This is a genomic window from Flavobacterium urocaniciphilum (genome assembly GCF_900110615.1).
Lineage (GTDB): Bacteria > Bacteroidota > Bacteroidia > Flavobacteriales > Flavobacteriaceae > Flavobacterium > Flavobacterium urocaniciphilum.
This window is the reverse complement of sequence record NZ_FOEI01000005.1, coordinates 42,057-60,095: the sequence shown is the minus strand read 5'-3', so window position 1 is coordinate 60,095 and position 18,039 is coordinate 42,057. Positions and strand designations below refer to the sequence as shown.

The 18,039-nt window shown below is 31.1% G+C and carries 16 protein-coding genes; 9 read left to right on the top strand and 7 right to left on the bottom strand.

Annotation, left to right across the window (positions count from 1 at the left end; all coding sequences use genetic code 11):
- Window positions 1-32: 32 nt before the first annotated feature.
- Entirely contained in the window at window positions 33-374 is a 342-nt protein-coding gene (locus BMY86_RS09565) for a hypothetical protein (protein ID WP_143065636.1), read from the top strand.
- Between the two features lie 378 nt (window positions 375-752).
- Here BMY86_RS09565 and miaE read toward each other — a convergent pair whose 3' ends face one another.
- On the bottom strand, window positions 753-1,340 hold the full coding sequence (gene miaE / locus BMY86_RS09560) for a MiaE family protein (protein WP_091468697.1): 588 nt from the start codon (window positions 1,338-1,340) through the stop codon (window positions 753-755).
- Between the two features lie 95 nt (window positions 1,341-1,435).
- Entirely contained in the window at window positions 1,436-2,710 is a 1,275-nt protein-coding gene (glyA, locus tag BMY86_RS09555; protein WP_091468260.1) for a serine hydroxymethyltransferase, read from the bottom strand.
- Window positions 2,711-2,823: 113 nt separating this feature from the next.
- Here glyA and fahA point away from each other — a divergent pair, with 113 nt between their 5' ends.
- The 4 genes from fahA (at window position 2,824) to BMY86_RS09535 (ending at window position 8,355) form a co-directional block, all read left to right on the top strand.
- Window positions 2,824-4,110 carry a fumarylacetoacetase gene (fahA, locus tag BMY86_RS09550; RefSeq protein WP_091468257.1) on the top strand — a complete coding sequence of 429 codons (1,287 nt, stop codon included), beginning with the start codon at window positions 2,824-2,826 and terminating at the stop codon, window positions 4,108-4,110.
- A gap of 62 nt (window positions 4,111-4,172) precedes the next feature.
- Window positions 4,173-5,354: a hypothetical protein gene (locus BMY86_RS09545; protein WP_091468255.1), complete on the top strand. Its 1,182-nt coding sequence runs from the start codon at window positions 4,173-4,175 to the stop codon at window positions 5,352-5,354.
- A gap of 134 nt (window positions 5,355-5,488) precedes the next feature.
- Window positions 5,489-6,349 (top strand): TolB family protein, encoded by an 861-nt coding sequence (locus BMY86_RS09540; RefSeq protein ID WP_091468252.1) that lies wholly within the window; start codon window positions 5,489-5,491, stop codon window positions 6,347-6,349.
- Window positions 6,350-6,354: 5 nt separating this feature from the next.
- On the top strand, window positions 6,355-8,355 hold the full coding sequence (locus BMY86_RS09535; RefSeq protein WP_091468248.1) for an N-acetylmuramoyl-L-alanine amidase: 2,001 nt from the start codon (window positions 6,355-6,357) through the stop codon (window positions 8,353-8,355).
- A 59-nt stretch (window positions 8,356-8,414) separates the two neighbouring features.
- On the opposite strand, the gene ytxJ is transcribed toward BMY86_RS09535, so the two are convergent.
- Window positions 8,415-8,813: a bacillithiol system redox-active protein YtxJ gene (gene ytxJ / locus BMY86_RS09530; protein WP_091468245.1), complete on the bottom strand. Its 399-nt coding sequence runs from the start codon at window positions 8,811-8,813 to the stop codon at window positions 8,415-8,417.
- 160 nt (window positions 8,814-8,973) lie between these two features.
- Between ytxJ and clpB the strand changes: the two genes are divergently transcribed.
- On the top strand, window positions 8,974-11,565 hold the full coding sequence (gene clpB / locus BMY86_RS09525) for an ATP-dependent chaperone ClpB (protein WP_091468242.1): 2,592 nt from the start codon (window positions 8,974-8,976) through the stop codon (window positions 11,563-11,565).
- 107 nt (window positions 11,566-11,672) lie between these two features.
- Window positions 11,673-12,509 (top strand): hypothetical protein, encoded by an 837-nt coding sequence (locus tag BMY86_RS09520; RefSeq protein ID WP_091468238.1) that lies wholly within the window; start codon window positions 11,673-11,675, stop codon window positions 12,507-12,509.
- A 61-nt stretch (window positions 12,510-12,570) separates the two neighbouring features.
- On the opposite strand, the gene BMY86_RS09515 is transcribed toward BMY86_RS09520, so the two are convergent.
- Entirely contained in the window at window positions 12,571-14,136 is a 1,566-nt protein-coding gene (locus BMY86_RS09515) for an FAD-dependent oxidoreductase (protein WP_177177159.1), read from the bottom strand.
- Between the two features lie 261 nt (window positions 14,137-14,397).
- Here BMY86_RS09515 and BMY86_RS09510 point away from each other — a divergent pair, with 261 nt between their 5' ends.
- Together BMY86_RS09510 and BMY86_RS09505 are read left to right on the top strand one after the other, a co-directional pair.
- Window positions 14,398-14,790, top strand: a complete 393-nt coding sequence (locus tag BMY86_RS09510) for a DUF1801 domain-containing protein (RefSeq protein ID WP_091468233.1) — start codon at window positions 14,398-14,400, stop codon at window positions 14,788-14,790.
- A gap of 46 nt (window positions 14,791-14,836) precedes the next feature.
- Window positions 14,837-15,172, top strand: a complete 336-nt coding sequence (locus BMY86_RS09505) for a tRNA-binding protein (protein ID WP_091468229.1) — start codon at window positions 14,837-14,839, stop codon at window positions 15,170-15,172.
- Window position 15,173: 1 nt separating this feature from the next.
- Here the strand turns inward: BMY86_RS09505 and BMY86_RS09500 are convergent, their stop codons facing one another.
- The 3 genes from BMY86_RS09500 to BMY86_RS09490 are packed head-to-tail and all read right to left on the bottom strand — an operon-like array spanning window position 15,174 to window position 17,727.
- Window positions 15,174-16,010, bottom strand: a complete 837-nt coding sequence (locus BMY86_RS09500; RefSeq protein WP_091468226.1) for a hypothetical protein — start codon at window positions 16,008-16,010, stop codon at window positions 15,174-15,176.
- Window positions 16,011-16,054: 44 nt separating this feature from the next.
- Window positions 16,055-16,897: a hypothetical protein gene (locus tag BMY86_RS09495; RefSeq protein WP_091468223.1), complete on the bottom strand. Its 843-nt coding sequence runs from the start codon at window positions 16,895-16,897 to the stop codon at window positions 16,055-16,057.
- A gap of 11 nt (window positions 16,898-16,908) precedes the next feature.
- On the bottom strand, window positions 16,909-17,727 hold the full coding sequence (locus BMY86_RS09490) for a hypothetical protein (protein WP_091468221.1): 819 nt from the start codon (window positions 17,725-17,727) through the stop codon (window positions 16,909-16,911).
- Window positions 17,728-18,039: the final 312 nt, after the last annotated feature.

Below are 18,039 nucleotides of genomic sequence, written 5' to 3'. Positions count from 1 at the left end.
AACTGAAATTTATGTATCAAGTTTATGATGATATGTCAGAAGCCGAATTATTGGTTTGTGATTATTTAAAACAAATGCGTGTATTTTGGATTTATGAGCAACCAGTATTTTTATCTGATAATGCAAATAGACCTAGAATTTTCGCACCTGATTTTTATTTACCAGAATTAGGTATTTACATCGAAGTTATGGGGAATCCTCATTTATCAGATTACGAGAGAAGAAGTTTGATTTATCAAAAAAATAATATCCCTATTATATTTATAGCTCCATTCCACGATAGAAATTGGCAAATGAATATTTTTGATTTTATAGAAAATGTCCATCAAGAGCGATATGAAAAAGTAAAAAGAATACGTGCAAATATTTTTTAATATCTAATGCTGTTTTTATTAAAAAATATTTTAATTGTAATAAAAAGAAAAAAATGATATTCAATTAGTTTTCCCCTAATTATTCCCCTTGAATAATTTACAATATAGAAAAATGTAGTAAATTTGTGGAGTGAAGGCTTAAAGTTACGACCCTGTCGAGGTCACGAATAAGCCAAAAGGCATAAAAAAAACGACAAGTTTACTTGATCGTTTTTTTTATGCCTTTTGGTTTTCAAAGCGGAGCTTTGCAGGATGGGCGAAGCCAATCATTGTGTGACAGGAAAAATGTTTTGGTACTTAATTTACTTAGAATAAAATCGAAGTAAACGTACTGTTGAGAATAAAAAAAGCATCAATAATTTGATGCTTTTAAATTTATTATCCATGAACCGTTGTGCCTTCACCGTATTTAGCAATAACACTTGCTTCATATTCTAACCAAGCTTTCCAACGTTTTTCAACATCAATGGTTTCTGCATATTTTCGAGCTAAATTGATGAAAGTAGTATAATGTGCGGCTTCACTTTCCATTAAATCTCTGTAAAACTTAGCCAATTCTTCATCTTTTAAATTTTCAGATAAAACTTTAAATCGTTCACAACTTCTAGCTTCAATCATCGCAGCAAATAATAAACGCTCAATTAAACCACATTCTCTGCTTCCGTCTGATGACTTTTTCATAAACTTAGCTAATTCGTTTACATAGTCATCTTTTCGTTCTCTTAGAAACTCGTAACCACGTTCTTTGATGATGTGGTGTACCATTTGAAAATGTTGCATTTCTTCAATAGAAATAGCTGTCATTTCAGTAACTAAATCTTCTTTTTCAGCATTGTTAATGATCAACATGATAGCATTAGTAGCAGCTTTTTGTTCGCACCAAGCATGATCACTTAAAATATCTTCTAAGTTTTCTTCAACTATATTTGCCCATCGTGGATCGGTAGGTAATTGTAATCTTAAAATTGACATTTTTAATTTAATATTTGAAAAGTTATATCTTAAAAAAAGGTATCATGAATAATCACAATACCTTTATTTTATTAATTCTTATGATTATTTTAGAAAACAAACATGGCTCTTTCACCCATTAATTCGTTTACTTCTTCAGCAACTTGTTCTAAAACGTCTTCATTAGTATGATTCATTAAAACTTTGTCAATTAAAGCAACAATAGTTTCCATATCGTCTTCAACCATTCCACGTGTAGTAATAGCTGGAGTTCCAACACGAATACCTGAAGTTACAAATGGCGATTTATCATCAAATGGAACCATATTTTTGTTAACAGTAATTTCAGCTTTTACTAATGCGTTTTCAGCTTCTTTACCTGAAATGTTTTTATTTCTTAAATCGATTAACATCATGTGGTTATCCGTTCCGCCAGAGATAATGTTATAACCTCTTTTGTTAAAAGCTTCAGCCATAGCTTTAGCATTTTTTTGAACTTGTAACGCATATCTAAAGAATTCATCAGATAAACATTCTCCAAATGCAACCGCTTTAGCAGCAATGATATGCATTAATGGTCCACCTTGATTTCCAGGGAATACAGACATATCTAAAACATGACTCATCATTCTGATTTCTCCTTTTGGAGTTGTTAATCCCCAAGGATTTTCAAAATCTTTACCCATCATGATCATTCCGCCTCTTGGTCCACGTAACGTTTTATGAGTAGTTGTAGTTACAATGTGACAATGAGGAATTGGGTCATTCATTAATCCTTTTGCAATTAAACCAGCTGGATGTGAAATATCGGCCATTAATAAAGCTCCAACCGAATCAGCAATTTCTCTGAAGCGTTTGAAATCCATGTCTCTAGAATATGCAGAAGCTCCAGCAATGATTAATTTTGGTTGTTCTTGTGTAGCGATTTCTTGAATTTTATCATAATTTAAAACTCCTGTTTCTTTATCTACACCATAAAAAACTGGGCTGTATAATTTTCCTGAAAAGTTAACTGGAGAACCATGTGTTAAATGTCCACCATGAGACAAATCAAATCCTAAAATTTTATCTCCAGGTTTTAAACAAGCTGCAAAAACTGCTGTATTAGCTTGAGAACCAGAATGTGGTTGAACGTTTACATATTCAGCTCCAAATAAAGCTTTAGCTCTATCAATTGCAATTTGTTCTACAATATCAACAACTTCACAACCTCCATAATATCTTTTTCCTGGATATCCTTCAGCATATTTATTAGTTAAACATGAACCTGCAGCTTCCATTACTTGGTCGCTTACAAAGTTTTCAGAAGCAATTAGTTCAATACCGTGAATTTGTCTGTCTTGTTCGTCTAAGATTAGTTCGAAAATTTGTTCGTCGCGTTGCATTTTAATTTTTTTATTAAATTTTCCCCAAAAATACAAAAAATGTTTGGTAAATGGAATGTATACCTTATTTTTGATTGCGAATTTAATAATTACAAAATAAACAACACATAGATATGCCAAATTTTGCCAATGATCCAAGTAGAAAATCTTGGTTAGAAGTTAAAAATGATAGTGATTTCCCAATACAAAATATTCCTTTTGGAGTATTTATTACGAAAGAAGATGTAATTACCATAGGAACTAGAATCGGTGATTATGCTATCGATATGGGTGCTTTACAACAATTAGGATATTTTGAAGGAATTGATTTAACAGATGATATGTTTATGCAAGATTCGTTAAATGATTTCATTTCTGACGGAAAGAAAACATGGCGTTTAGTTAGAAATAGATTGTCTGATATTTTCATGGATTCTAATCCGAAATTAAGAGATAATGCTGCACATAAAGAAATAGTCATTTTTGATATTGACGAAGTTGAAATGTTATTACCAGTTCAAATTGGTGATTATACAGATTTTTATAGTAGTAAAGAACATGCTACCAATGTTGGAAAAATGTTCCGTGATCCAGAAAATGCATTATTACCAAACTGGTTACACATTCCAGTAGGTTACCATGGAAGAAGTTCAACTATTGTGCCAAGTGGTATTCCAGTTCATAGACCATATGGACAAACGTTACCAAATGGTGAAACACAACCAGTTTTCGGACCTTCACGATTAGTAGATTTCGAATTAGAAACGGCTTTTATTACAACTGATGCTAACTTAATGGGTGAACCTGTTTCTGTAAAAGATGCTGAAGAATATATTTTCGGAATGGTATTATTTAACGATTGGTCGGCTCGTGATATTCAAAAATGGGAATATGTGCCACTAGGACCATTCTTAGCGAAAAACTTTGCTTCATCTATTTCTCCATGGATTGTAACATTAGATGCTTTAGAGCCATTTAAATGTGAATCTCCAGAACAAAATCCAACGCCGCTTCCATATTTACAACAAACAGGAAAGCATGCGTATGATATTAACTTACAAGTAGCTATTCAGCCTGAAAACAAAGAAGAAACGATTGTATCAAACTCTAATTTTAAATATATGTATTGGACTATGAGTCAACAATTGGCGCACCATACTATTAACGGATGTAGAGTAAATTCTGGTGATATGATGGGAAGTGGAACGATTTCTGGTCCAACTGAAGATTCATTTGGTTCGATGTTAGAATTAACTTGGGGTGGTCAGAAACCTATTCAAATGAAAGATGGTTCTGAACGTAAATTTATTAATGATAACGATACAGTTATTATCAGAGGATATTGTCAGAATAACGATGTTAGAATTGGTTTCGGAGAAGTTTCAAGTAAGTTACTTCCGGCAATTGATTTAAAATTTTAAAATATATAAAGTGTTTGGCAAGTTTTTTGCCAAACACTTTTTAAACCAAACAAATTATATTTATGAAGAAAATTTTACTTATTGCATTTTTAGCTATTTTAAGTTCTTGTGGTGTTAGAAATACGCAAAGCATGTTGAGTAACGGCGATTATGATGGCGCAATCAACAGAGCTTTAGAAGGATTGAGAACAAACAAAAATTCAAAAGGAAATCAAGATTACGTGTATCTGTTAGAAGAAGCATTTGCTAAAGCTAAAGAACGTGATTTAAATGATTTGTCTTTATTGATAAAAGAAAAAAATCCTGCTAATTTAGAGCGTATCTATAATTTATACAATCAATTGCATAATCGTCAAGATAGAATTAGAGGTGTTTTGCCTTTACGTTTAATCAACGAAAATAGAAATGCTATTTTTCCTTTTGATGATTATTCAAATCAAATTATAGCTAGTAAATCTGATTTATCAGTTTACTTATATGAAAATGCAAAAAAGTTACTTTCTTCTAGAAATAAATTAGTTATTCGTGAAGCGTTTGATGATTTAGCGTATTTAGATAAATTAAATCCTAATTATAAAGATGTTAGAGATTTAATGGATCAAGCTCAATTTAGAGGTACTGATTTTGTTTTAGTTTCTACAAAAAATGATACGCAAATGGTAATTCCAACTCGTTTACAAGACGATATGTTGGATTTTAGTACTTATGGAATAAATGATAAATGGACGGTATATCATAATAAAAAGCAAAAAGAGATTGTTTACGATTATGCAATGATAGTAAACTTTAGAGAAATTAAAATCTCTCCAGAACAAGTTCGTGAAAGACAATTTGTAAAAGAAAAACAAATTAAAGATGGTACAAAACCATTATTAGATTCTAATGGAGTGCAAGTAAAAGATTCTGATGGAAAGCCAATGGTTGTAGATGTTATGAAAACAATAACAGCAAGTATTTATGAGTTTACCCAATTTAAATCGGTTCAAACAACTGCAAAAGTAGAATACCACGATTTAAATTCTAAACAATTAATTGATGCTTATCCTTTATCTAGTGAGTTTGTTTTCGAATATATTTATGCAAATTATAATGGAGATAAACGTGCTTGTGATGAAAGTTATTTTCAATATTTCGATAGAAGAGCAGTGCCATTTCCAACAAATGAACAAATGGTATATGATTCTGGGGAAGACTTAAAAGCAAAGCTAAAAGCTATCATTACAGGAAATAGATTTAGAAGATAAATTATTCTAAAATTAAACATAATTTAAAGCGCATTTGTATTTCAAATGCGCTTTTTTTGTATAATTGTTCTTACAAAAGTTTGATTTTTAATTAATTATGTTATTTTTATTGAATAATCTATAAAAAACCGAGTATGAAAAAAATTTTACTATTTATTTTGGTTATTGTAAATAGCCATTCTGTTTTTTCTCAAAAAATAGAAAAAATGAACCGTGTAGATGTTGATGGATTCTACACGAACCCTATTGTTTCTCCTAACGGAAAGTTGGTTTTATTAACCGGACATCATTTTAAAGGAGTTTATGTTTTAAATCTTACGTCTAATGAAATTACTCAAATTTCTGATAAGGACGGAAGTGGTTATGGATATTCGTGGGATAACAATAATGAAATGGTTTATTTCAAACAGAAAGAACAAAAGGAATATTTTTTAGATTCTAAAGTCTATAGTTATTCATTAACATCAAGAACTACAACTTTAATGCCTGATATTGATATTAACATGTTATCATCTTATCATGGAAAAGAAAAAAACGCTACAACTCAGATTGTGGTATATACAAACATGACTACTCTTAAAATTGAAGCTAAAGATTTAATTTCAAAAAGAAGTTGGGTAATTACTTCAGAGGAAGGACAATATTATAATGCACTTTTATCTCCAGACGGGAAAAAAGTAGCCGTTCATAAAGGAGCAGATATATATGTATATGAAGTGAATGGAAATGGTAAAGGTCAGAAAATAGGAACTGGCTTAGCTACTTCTTGGTCATCAGACAATCAACATATCATTGGATTTTTAGACACTAGTGAAGACGGACATAATGTTACGAATTCTGAATTGTATTTATTCGATACAATTGCATTAACATCTAAAAAAGTATCTAATACTGAAGTTTTGTTAGAAATGTTTCCAAGTTTTATGGGTAAAAACCAAGTTCTTTTTACTGATGATAAAACAGGAGCAATTTATACAGCTACTCTAAAATTCTAATTCCAATGAAAAATATATTTAAAATTATAATGGCAGTATTGTTTACAGTAAACGTACAGTCGCAAGTAATAGTAATAGATCCAGGTCATGGTTATGGAGCAACTACTTCAGACAATCCAGATGGCAGAACTGCAACTGAAATAGAAACCGCTTTAGAAGTTGGATTGCGTACACGTACTTTAATTCAGAATAGTTGTACATGGACGGTACAAATGACTAGAACAACTAATTTAAATAGTTGGATTTCAGTAACGCAACGCGGACAAATGGCTAATAATTGGAATGCAGATCGTTTATTGAGTATTCATTGTAATGCAGGAGGAGGAACAGGAACAGAAACTTTTTATTGTACTCAAGATGACACTAATACGCCTCCTGATGTTGCTTTTGCTCAGAAAATACAAGTAGATATGTCAGCTAATGGTTCTTGGAATAATAGAAGATGTGTAGAAGATAATACTTTCTTAGCATATCATTTAGGAGTGTTAAGATATTCTTCTGCAACAGGATGTTTAAATGAAATTGGTTTTGTGGATTCTTCTGATGCAACTAAATTAACTAGTTCAACTTGGAGAGATACTTTTGCTTTATCTTATTTTAATTCTTTAAAAGCTGATTTGAATTTAACATGTGCAACTACACCTGCACCAGGAGCATTTACGTTAACTACAACTCCTGAATGTAATGGTACTACTTCACAAATAAAATTAACATGGACGGCTTCTTCAAATGCAACTTCTTATGATTTATATAGAAATGGAACTGTTTATGCTTCTGGTTTAACGGGTACTACTTATACAAATACAGCAGTAACAGTAGGGACAGCTTATACTTATTCTGTAAAGGCTAAAAATGCAGGAACAACTCAAACTACTAATTCTAATGGAACATTATCTGTTACAGCTTTAGATTGTAATCCAATTCCTGGTGCGTTTACCTTAACTGTAACTCCAGAATGTAGTGGAACATCAACAAGAAATAGATTGACTTGGACAGCTTCAGCAAATGCTACATCATATGATGTTTATAGAAATGGAGCTTTATATGCTAGTAGTGTTTCAGGAACAACTTATACAAATACAGTAGTTACAGCGGGTACTTCTTATTCGTATTATGTAAAAGCTAAAAATACAACAGCAACTCAAACTACAAATTCAAACGGTACACAAACGGTTGTGGCTGTAAATTGTTCTGCACCAGGTACATTTACAATTTCTGCAACTGCTGAATGTAATGGAACAACAAGTAGAATAAACTTAACTTGGACGGCATCTGCAAATGCTACATCATATGACATTTATAGAAATGGTAGTTTATATGCTTCAGATGTTACTGGTACGCAATTTTTAAATACTTATGTAAATGTTGGAACGGCATATACTTATTCTATGATTGCTAAAAATAACATAGGAACGTTAGCCAATTCAAATGGAACGGTTTCGGCAACTGCAATTATGTGTGCGCCAGGTTCGTTTACTTTGTCGGCAATTCCAACATGCAGCGGAACTTCTAGTGCTATTAATTTAACTTGGACCGCTTCAACTAATGCAACATCTTATGATATTTATAGAAACGGTAATTTATATGCTTCAGATATAACAGGAACTTCGTTTTTGAATACTTATTTAATTACTGCAGGTTCGACTTATACGTATTATGTAAAAGCTAAAAATTCGGCTGGAACATTAAATAATTCTAATGGAACTTTATCGGTAACTGCAACAAATTGTTCTGGTGCGAAAATTTCAGAGAATAATGAGGTGAAAGAAATAATTTCAATATCGTTTTATCCTAATCCAACAAATGGAATTCTGAATTTAGAAATCAATAATTCAGATGTTAGAAATATTGATTATATGATTTTGGATATGAATGGGCGACTAATTAAAGAAGCAACTTTAGATTCGGAAAGAATTATTGATATGTCGCAATTGCCTTCTGCGTCTTACTTTGTGAGAGTAGTGGTTGACGGACAAGAATTTGTAAAACAAATTGTCAAGAAATAAAATAGTTAAGTTAGGTATAAAAAAAAGCACTTTTGAGAAATCGAAAGTGCTTTTTTGTTTTATACAAACTGTTTTAAATCTTCTGCTGAAATACCATCATGTGATTCGTTAAAAACCGCTTTTCCGTTTCGTATCACTAGTATTTGTGGCGATTGATGGGTTACACTATATCTGTGAGCAATTTCGTTTGAAATATCTCTATAGTTTAATAAATCCAATAAATGCCAATCGATTTTGCCTTCAGGAAAATCAAACTCATTTTCAAATTGTTTTAAAGCAGTTCGACTGATAAAACAACGTGTGCTGTGTTTGAAAATTACGACTGGTTTGGTTTGAGAAATTGCATCAATTTCGTTTAATTGATCAATCTTGTTTAAATCGAAAAACTTTTTATTTTCATTTTCCTGTTGATTGTTTTCTGATTGGTTGTCTCCAAATATATTCTTTAAAAAACTCATATTTTGTCATTTAATAAGACATTTTGTCTTGATTTATGATTGAAATTTCGTTAAAAACAGACATTTTGTCTTAAAATTAAGCTTGGAACATAAATTGTCTATTTCACATCAAAAGTAAGCAACTTAACAATAACTAATAAACAACAAACGTTAAAAAAATATGAACTTGAATAATTTAACCATAAAATCGCAAGAAGCATTGCAACAAGCACAGCAAATTGCACAAAGTTTTGGACAACAACAGTTGGAGAACGAACATATATTTAAAGCCATTTTAGAAGTGGACACTACGGTTACGCCATTTATTTTGAAAAAAGTAAATGTTAATATCGAATTGTTTCAAAAAATATTAGATAGTACGATTCAAAGTTTTCCAAAAGTTTCGGGAACTGATATTATGTTATCACGTGAAGCTTCAACAGCTTTAAATGAAGCCTCAATTATCGCAAAGAAAATGAATGATGATTTTGTTTCAATCGAACATATCATACTAGGAATTTTCAAATCGAAAAGTAAAGTCGCACAAATTTTAAAAGATCAAGGTGTAACGGAAAAAGATTTAGTAGCTGCAATTACCGAACTTAGAAAAGGAGAAAGAGTGACATCATCATCTGCAGAAGAAACGTATAATGCGTTAAGTAAGTATGGTAAAAACTTAAACGAATTAGCACAAAATGGAAAGTTAGACCCAGTTATTGGACGTGATGAAGAAATTCGTAGAGTATTACAAATCTTAACGAGAAGAACCAAAAACAACCCAATGTTAGTAGGTGAACCAGGTGTTGGTAAAACGGCTATTGCAGAAGGTTTAGCACACAGAATTGTAGATGGAGATGTTCCTGAAAATTTAAAAGATAAAATCGTTTATTCTTTAGATATGGGTGCGCTTATTGCAGGTGCGAAATACAAAGGTGAATTTGAAGAACGATTGAAAGCTGTCGTAAAAGAAGTAACGTCTGCCGAAGGTGATATCATTCTTTTTATTGATGAAATTCATACGCTGGTTGGTGCTGGTGGTGGAGAAGGAGCAATGGATGCAGCAAACATATTAAAACCGGCATTAGCTCGAGGCGAATTACGTGCTATTGGTGCCACTACTTTAGATGAATATCAAAAATATTTTGAAAAAGATAAAGCACTAGAACGTCGTTTTCAAAAAGTAACAGTAGATGAACCTGATACAGAAAGTGCGATTTCAATTTTACGTGGTATTAAGGAAAAATATGAAGCACATCACAAAGTTCGAATTAAAGATGATGCGATTATTGCAGCGGTAGAATTGTCGCAACGTTATATTACGAACCGATTTTTACCAGATAAAGCCATCGATTTAATGGATGAGGCTGCTTCTAAATTGCGTATGGAAATCAATTCGAAACCTGAAGAATTAGATGTTTTGGATAGAAAAATCATGCAGTTAGAAATTGAAATTGAAGCGATTAAACGTGAAAATGACGAATCGAAATTAAAGATTTTAAATATTGAATTGTCTGAATTAAAAGAGCAACGCAATGAAATCTATGCGAAATGGAAATCGGAAAAAGACATTGTGGATGCAATTCAGAATTACAAACAAGAAATTGAAGATTTTAAACTAGAAGCAGAACGTGCAGAACGTGAAGCAGAATACGGAAAAGTTGCTGAAATTCGTTACGGTAAAATCATCGAAACACAAAAGAAATTAGATGAATTACAAGTAGAATTATTAGAGAAACAAAGCGAAAAATCATTAATAAAAGAAGAAGTAACGAATGAAGATATCGCTGAGGTTGTAGCAAAATGGACAGGAATTCCTGTTACTAAAATGTTGCAAAGCGAACGTGAAAAATTACTGAATTTAGAAGACGAATTACATAAAAGAGTAGTTGGACAAGAAGAAGCCATTGAAGCCATTTCGGATGCAGTAAGAAGAAGTCGCGCTGGTTTACAAGACATGAAAAAACCGTTGGGAACATTCTTGTTTTTAGGCACAACGGGTGTTGGTAAAACGGAATTGGCTAAAGCGTTGGCGGATTATCTTTTTGATGATGAAAATGCGATGACTCGAATTGATATGAGTGAATATCAAGAACGTCATAGTGTGAGTCGATTAGTTGGTGCACCTCCAGGATATGTGGGTTATGACGAAGGCGGACAATTAACGGAAGCGGTGAGAAGAAGACCTTATTCGGTAATTTTGTTAGATGAAATTGAAAAAGCACATCCGGATACGTTTAACATCTTATTACAAGTATTGGATGAAGGTAGGTTGACTGATAACAAAGGTCGTTTAGCTGATTTCAAAAACACTATTATTATCATGACTTCAAACATGGGAAGTCATATCATTCAAGAAAAGTTTGAAAACTTGAAAGGAAGCGTGGAAACCGCTATGGAATTAGCAAAAGTTGAGGTTTTGGGTTTATTGAAACAAACCGTTCGACCAGAATTTATTAATAGAATTGATGATATTGTAATGTTTACACCTTTAACTAGTGCAAATATTAAACAAATTGTAGGGTTACAATTGAAATCGGTTTTCAAAATGTTAGAACATCAACACATTTCAATGTCGGCTACCGATGAAGCTATTGAGTATTTAGCTCAAAAAGGATATGAGCCAGAATTTGGAGCTCGACCAGTTAAAAGAGTGATTCAGCGTGAAGTGTTGAATAAATTATCGAAAGAAATTTTAGCTGGAAATATAAAAACTGATGCAGTTGTACTGATTGATTGTTTCGATAATCAATTGGTTTTTAGAAATCAAGAATGATTTTTTAATTTAATATAGTTAATTGTAATAAAAAACCTAGTTTTAATTGTGAAACTAGGTTTTTTTATATCTTTGGTTTTCAAATTTAATACCTACTTATTTAAAAAATGAAATCTTTTTATTTACAATTTTTACTTTTTATTGTACCCTTTTTTGCATGGTCTCAAACTGATGATTCAATTCTTAAAGAAATAAAGAATGAGGATATAAAAGTTTGTTTTCAAAAATACCTAGATCAAGAAAAAATCACTTTAGACTTTTTTACAGAAAGTGCAAAACTTAAAGAAAATGATTCTGTAATTGAAATTTCAAATATTGAAAATATTGCATATTATGATCGTGCTATTCAAGAATTAAATCTTTTAAATAAAACAAAAGGAGAATTGTATAATAAATTTTATTATGATAAAAATCAAAAAGATCAAGCTAAAATTTATAAGAAAATTTTCAAAACTGATTCACTTATAAATGCAAATTATGTATCACGTTTTAAACTACTTAAAACAAAATTCCAAAATGTAAAAAAACCTGAAGATGTTGATGTCATTCCAACAGATGTGTGTCAGCGATTAGTAAGTGGAAATGAAATGCTAATGCCTTTACATGATACTTGTAAGAATTTAAATTTGTCTACAAAAGATGAAATTAATTGTTCGGCAAATTTTATAAGAAATAAAGTAGTTCAACATATTCAAAAATATCTTTCTGATTTCGAATATGGCTTTAATATTTCAGTAATTATCCGTTTTGTAATAGATAGTGAAGGAAATGTAATTTTTGATAATTTTTTAAGATGTAGTGGTGAGTTAAAATATGATTTAGTGGCTTATAAAGGATTTAAAAGTTTTGCTAATTCAACAGTTTTTTGTCCTGCTAAACATAATGATAAAAATGTGTCAGTTTATTATAATTTGCCTATTAAAATAGTAATGGAAGAGTATTAAAACTTTTGCTTTTGAATTAAAAAAAACCTAACATAAGATTTGTTAGGTTTTTTTGTTTGTATTATATGAAATTGATCTCCATTTTTTGCTGAGTGATAACTTCAAGAGCCCAATCGGAAGAATTGATGGAACCTTCAATAAATCCTGTATAATCGGAATATGCTTCTCCTATAATATGAACATTTTTAGATTTTGAATTTGGTAGTGAAAACGCTTTAAATAATTCTTGAACTTCCCACGATTTTACTCCAGGTCGCCAACAATGATTTCCAGCTCCATATGGAGCGCACGACCAATCTCTAATTCCATAAGAAACAATAGATTTTTCAACATCAACTTTGATTTCATCTAAGGTCATGTTTGAATATTTTAAAAGCGCTTCTTTGGTTAATTGTAAACCAGTGGTCGACATCGCTTCATTTCCTTGTAAAGAACGGAAAATGTCTTTCGACATAAAATTGGCAAACTGCTGTTTAATTTCTTCGTTATTATTGATTTCCGCAAACTCATGTTTGTTTCTGTTTTCAATATAATAATTCCAAAATTCTGTTGCTGGTTTATCGGTATATAATAAAATCATACCATAACCGTCTTTATCATTTGTTTTCGATCTTCTAAAATAATGAATTTCACGAGTTGGCATTCGATTCGCTCTAGCTTGTGGTGATTGATTGTATTCCCACCAAGGTTCGTTCAAGATAAAAAAGACTTTTGTCATGGCAAATCCATTTACACTGTCTAAATGATCTTGTACAGTTGAAGGCAAGCAGTGTGCTAATTTTTTCAAAGGAAATTGCGGCATAGCTAATATCAAATGATCTGCTAGTAACTTTTTTTCTTGGTTTTGATTCGTGTAAGTGATATCTATTTTTTCATCTAATGCGGTAGTAAAATGAGTCACTTTCGAATCAATACATAGCGTAACGTTTGGTTTTTGTTCTAGTTGAAACAAAAGTTGTTTGGTAATTTCATCAGAACCATTTTTAATTGTTGCTAATATTTGACCATCTGTTTTAAAGGCTCTTAACCACCAAATTACCCATTCAATTGCATTTAAATTATCTGGAATCATATGATAAAAAGTTCCAGTATCTCTAATCTTCATTAAGGCTTGATGCGATAAAATTCCATCTTCACTTAAGGCATTCCAAAATCCCATTTTCCACATTAATTTACCATTTAATGTAGCTTCTTTTCTCATGGTTCTGAAATCGTCTTCGGTTAAACTATCAATCCAAATTTGACATCCAAAATCTAATGGATTATTTGGGTTTTTACCCATCATTAATAAGATTCCTCTGCGTAATAAATCTAAAGAATTTAAATTTTGTTCACGTAAAGGTAAATCGTATTGTGGATATTGAGAAGGATTGGCTTTCGGACCCGTAAAAGGAACCAATTCAATTTTTAAATCATCTATAAGTTTACCAAATTTTGGTTGCAATTTTGTTTCAAAACGCATTGGTCCCCATTCTGTTACGAAATCTTCTAAAACGGTTGTTTCAATTCTTCCACCCCAATGCTTTTTTGAAGCTTCTAAAACGATAATGTTGTAATCTTGTTTACTTAATTGTAAAGCGCTGTATAGTCCGGAAATACCGCCACCAGCAATGCAAATTGTTTTCAAAATGTTGTAGTTATTGTGTTGGCTGCAAACTTAATAAAAATAGTGTTTTTTAAAAATTTATTAATATTATAATTTACTAAAAGTTAATATTTTAGAAAATAAAATTATAAATAAAATAAAATATAGAATTAAAATTTATTTGAATTAGTTTTTTGATGTTTTCATAAATTATTTATCTATATATTTCATTCAAATATTAATTAGAAAGTCTTGAAAATTATTTTGTACTTTAGATTTATATTAATTTTTTAATCTTAAAATATGCATCCAGACATCATAAAGTATAATAATTCGAAAATAGGAGAAGATTATTTAATATGTACTCTTTTGTGTGAGATACTAATGAAATACTTTCCAGAAGCGGAGAATAAAGTTTGGCATGCTCATCCAGTTTGGTTTTTAGATGGCAATCCGATTGTGGGTTATGATAAACTAAAAGATTGTGTTCGATTAATGTTTTGGAGTGGTGCGAGTTTTGAAGAAGAGGAATTGAAAATCGGAACTGGTAAATTTAAAGATGCTTCAATTCGTTACAATTCAGTTTCTCAAATTAATGAAGCAGATGTAAAACGTTGGATTGAAAAATCGAAAATCATTCAATGGGATTATAAAAATATTGTCAAACGGAAAGGGGTTTTAGAGCGGTTGAAGTAAAAGTTAGGGATAAGTAAAAAGTAAAACGTTGTAACAAAAATTAATTATGTCAACAATAAATTTTTCCGATTTCACTAAAGTTGAAATGCGTGTTGGAACCATTGTCCATGCAGAAGTTTTTCAAGAAGCTAAAATTCCTGCGTATAAAGTCACGATTGATTTTGGTGAATTCGGAATTAAAAAATCTTCCGCACAAATAACAAAACTTTATGCGCCTTCTGATTTAATTGGAAAACAAATTATTGCTGTTGTAAATTTTCCTCCCAAACAAATTGCCAATTTCATGAGTGAATGCTTGATTTTAGGCGTAGTTGGCAATGAAAATTTCATCTCCTTATTGTCGCCCAATCATAAAATGGAAAACGGTTTAAGAATCGGTTAATTTATTTTCCTAAATAAATATAAGTATACACACTTAAATATTTTGGTTTTTGTGTAATTGGAGCATCATTTCCACCTGATGGAATTGATAATGAATGGTAATGTTCACCATCAGTTGCCGTTGTTCCTGAATAAACGGAAAGATTATCTGGAGTAGCAACAACAATATTTAAAAGTGGTAGTAATGCTAATACATTTGTAGCTAATCCAATTGTTTTTGATGGTGTATTGGTATCGCTATATGTATGATTGTGCGCGCCATTACTTGAAGTAGTTCCTGTAAAATTCACATTCGGTAATTGATCTTGAGTTAAGCGAAAAGTATTTCCAGAATTTGTATTTCCTGTTCCAACTCCATTTGTAGCTTTAATGTAGGTATCTGCAACATTAGGTAGATTACCACTAAATCCTAAAGCTGTTGCATTGATTTGTTGGATTGAGGAAAGCGAAGTTATTAATCTACCATCTAAAACAACCCAACCTTCATGATCACCTTTAGAATCTGCCATTTGTTTTATATCTCCAATTTTTCTTCCTGTTGGTCCCATTAATACCCATTGAGTACCATCATTATAATACATGGATGGCTGAACGGAAACCGGAATGGAACTCAAATTATTAGTCGTATTATAAACCACCATTCCTTCTACATGAGTGGATAATGGAGATGATAAATCTGTTGTTGTTAAAGGAGTTCTTGCCATTAATGCTCCTTTATTAGTTGAAGGAACATCTAATAATGCATTGCTATTTGGACTACTAGTATTGATTCCAACATTTTGTGAAAATACATTAATGCTTGAAAGTAGAAGTATATATAAAGATGTGATTTTTTTCATAATTGTTTTTTTTAGTTGTTTAGTGTTAGATTTTTGTTGATTTGTTATTTACCTAAATAAACAAAAGCATTGAGTTTATAAGAACTCACTTCAGGTAATGTATTTCCAGAACCACCTGAATTTAAAGTTGCCGTATGAGTATGATTACCAGCAGTAGAACTGGTATCACCTGAAACTACTTCATCTTTATCTCCCACATTAGTATCTAAAATATTTAATACAACTGCACCAAAAATCCCTAATAAAGAGGTTACAACATTTAAGTCTTCATCTGTTGAATGATACCTGTCACCAAAAGAATGTGAATGATCACCATCTGAACTTGTACTACCAGTAAAATTCACATTTGGTAGTTGATTTTGAGTAAGATAAGTTGTGTTGGATCCGCCAGTAGAATAAAGAGCTTCTGCGCCTTTAGCTTTTAGAATTTTATTTGTCGCATCGGGTAAATTAATTGACATTCCTAAACTACTTGCTACATTTTGTGCATTCATTGGTAAAGAGGATAATGCTCTTCCGTTAAGTAAATACCATCCACTATGATCGTTTAGTGCATAACTGTATTTTATATCTCCAATTTTAGTCGGATTAGTATCTAATCTTACCCAAAAACTTCCATTATTATAATAAAAACCAGGAGTTACACTCAAAGCACCGCTTCCGTTTGTAGCTAAATTATAAACAATCATTCCTTCTTCATGTGCTGATAATGGGGAAGGAGTAGCACAGTCAACCAAATGAATTCTTGTTAATAATAGTCCTTTAGTTGAATTATCTGGTCCGATTTCAATAGCCGAATCATCATTTAAAGTTGAAGTTCCGAATCCAACTTGAGCAAACAGTATAGATGGAAATGCAAATAATATGGTATAAATAATTTTCTTCATAATCTTGAATTTTAAATCCCTAAATAGATGAATACATTGGTTGATAAATAAGCAGGAACTCGAGTAACAGCAGCACCTGTTCCGCCAGAATTTACTGTAACCGTATGGGCATGAGATGGAGTAGTGCTAGTAGTTCTGTTAATTGTTGAAACATGATCGTTTTCTGCCACTTTTAATATTGTAAAAAGTGTTAAAGCGCTTGTTGATAATAAACCAACATTCTGATTACCTTGATAGCTGTCTACTTGATGTGTATGACCGCCATCATTGCTTGTTGAACCATTAAAATTTACATTAGGTAATTGTGCTTGACTTAAAGTAAATGTATTTGTACCACCTTGAATGGCAACCGATTCTGAAGTATCTACTGTTTTTAAAAATCGATCGGTAGCATCTGGTAAATTGGATCCATACCCTAAAATTGATGCAGCAGATTGAGCAGTTGGAGTTAGCGTTGAAAGGGCTCTTCCGTTTAAAAGATACCAACCATCATGATCAGTTGTAGCAAAACTATGTTTCACTTCTCCAATTTGAGTAGTATTAGGTTCTAATCGTTCCCAACTAGTTCCATTATTAATGTATAAACCAGGATAAACAATATTGTCCATAGTTCCTGAAAAACCAGTATTATACACTAACATTCCAGCAACATGTGCGGTAAGTGGTGAAGGATTGTTTAATGCTGTTAGATTTAACCTTGGAATTAACAATCCTTTATCAGTTGATTCTAATTCTAAGTAAGAATCTGAATTTGGATTATCAGTATTTATCCCTACTTGTCCAAAAGCAGAAATTGTAATTAGATAAACGAAAAAAGTAAACTTTTTCAATACACAAAAAATTTAATGATTAAACAGAATGAAATACTCTTAAATGAACTTATTTGTAAAGATTTTTTATTCGTACAAACGTTGGTTAATTATCAACACGATATTATTATGAAATGTTAAAATATTCTCAATTTGTCAATTTAAATGTTACAAATTATATTTTATGTAGGTAAATATATATAAAAAATTAATATAAGTCAATAAAAAAATGCGCAATTTGAGAAATAAATATTTTGATGTTAAATTAATCTTGCAGTAAAGAATCCTGTATAGTTTTATAGGTTAAATGTTAAATTAATTTCATTATATTTG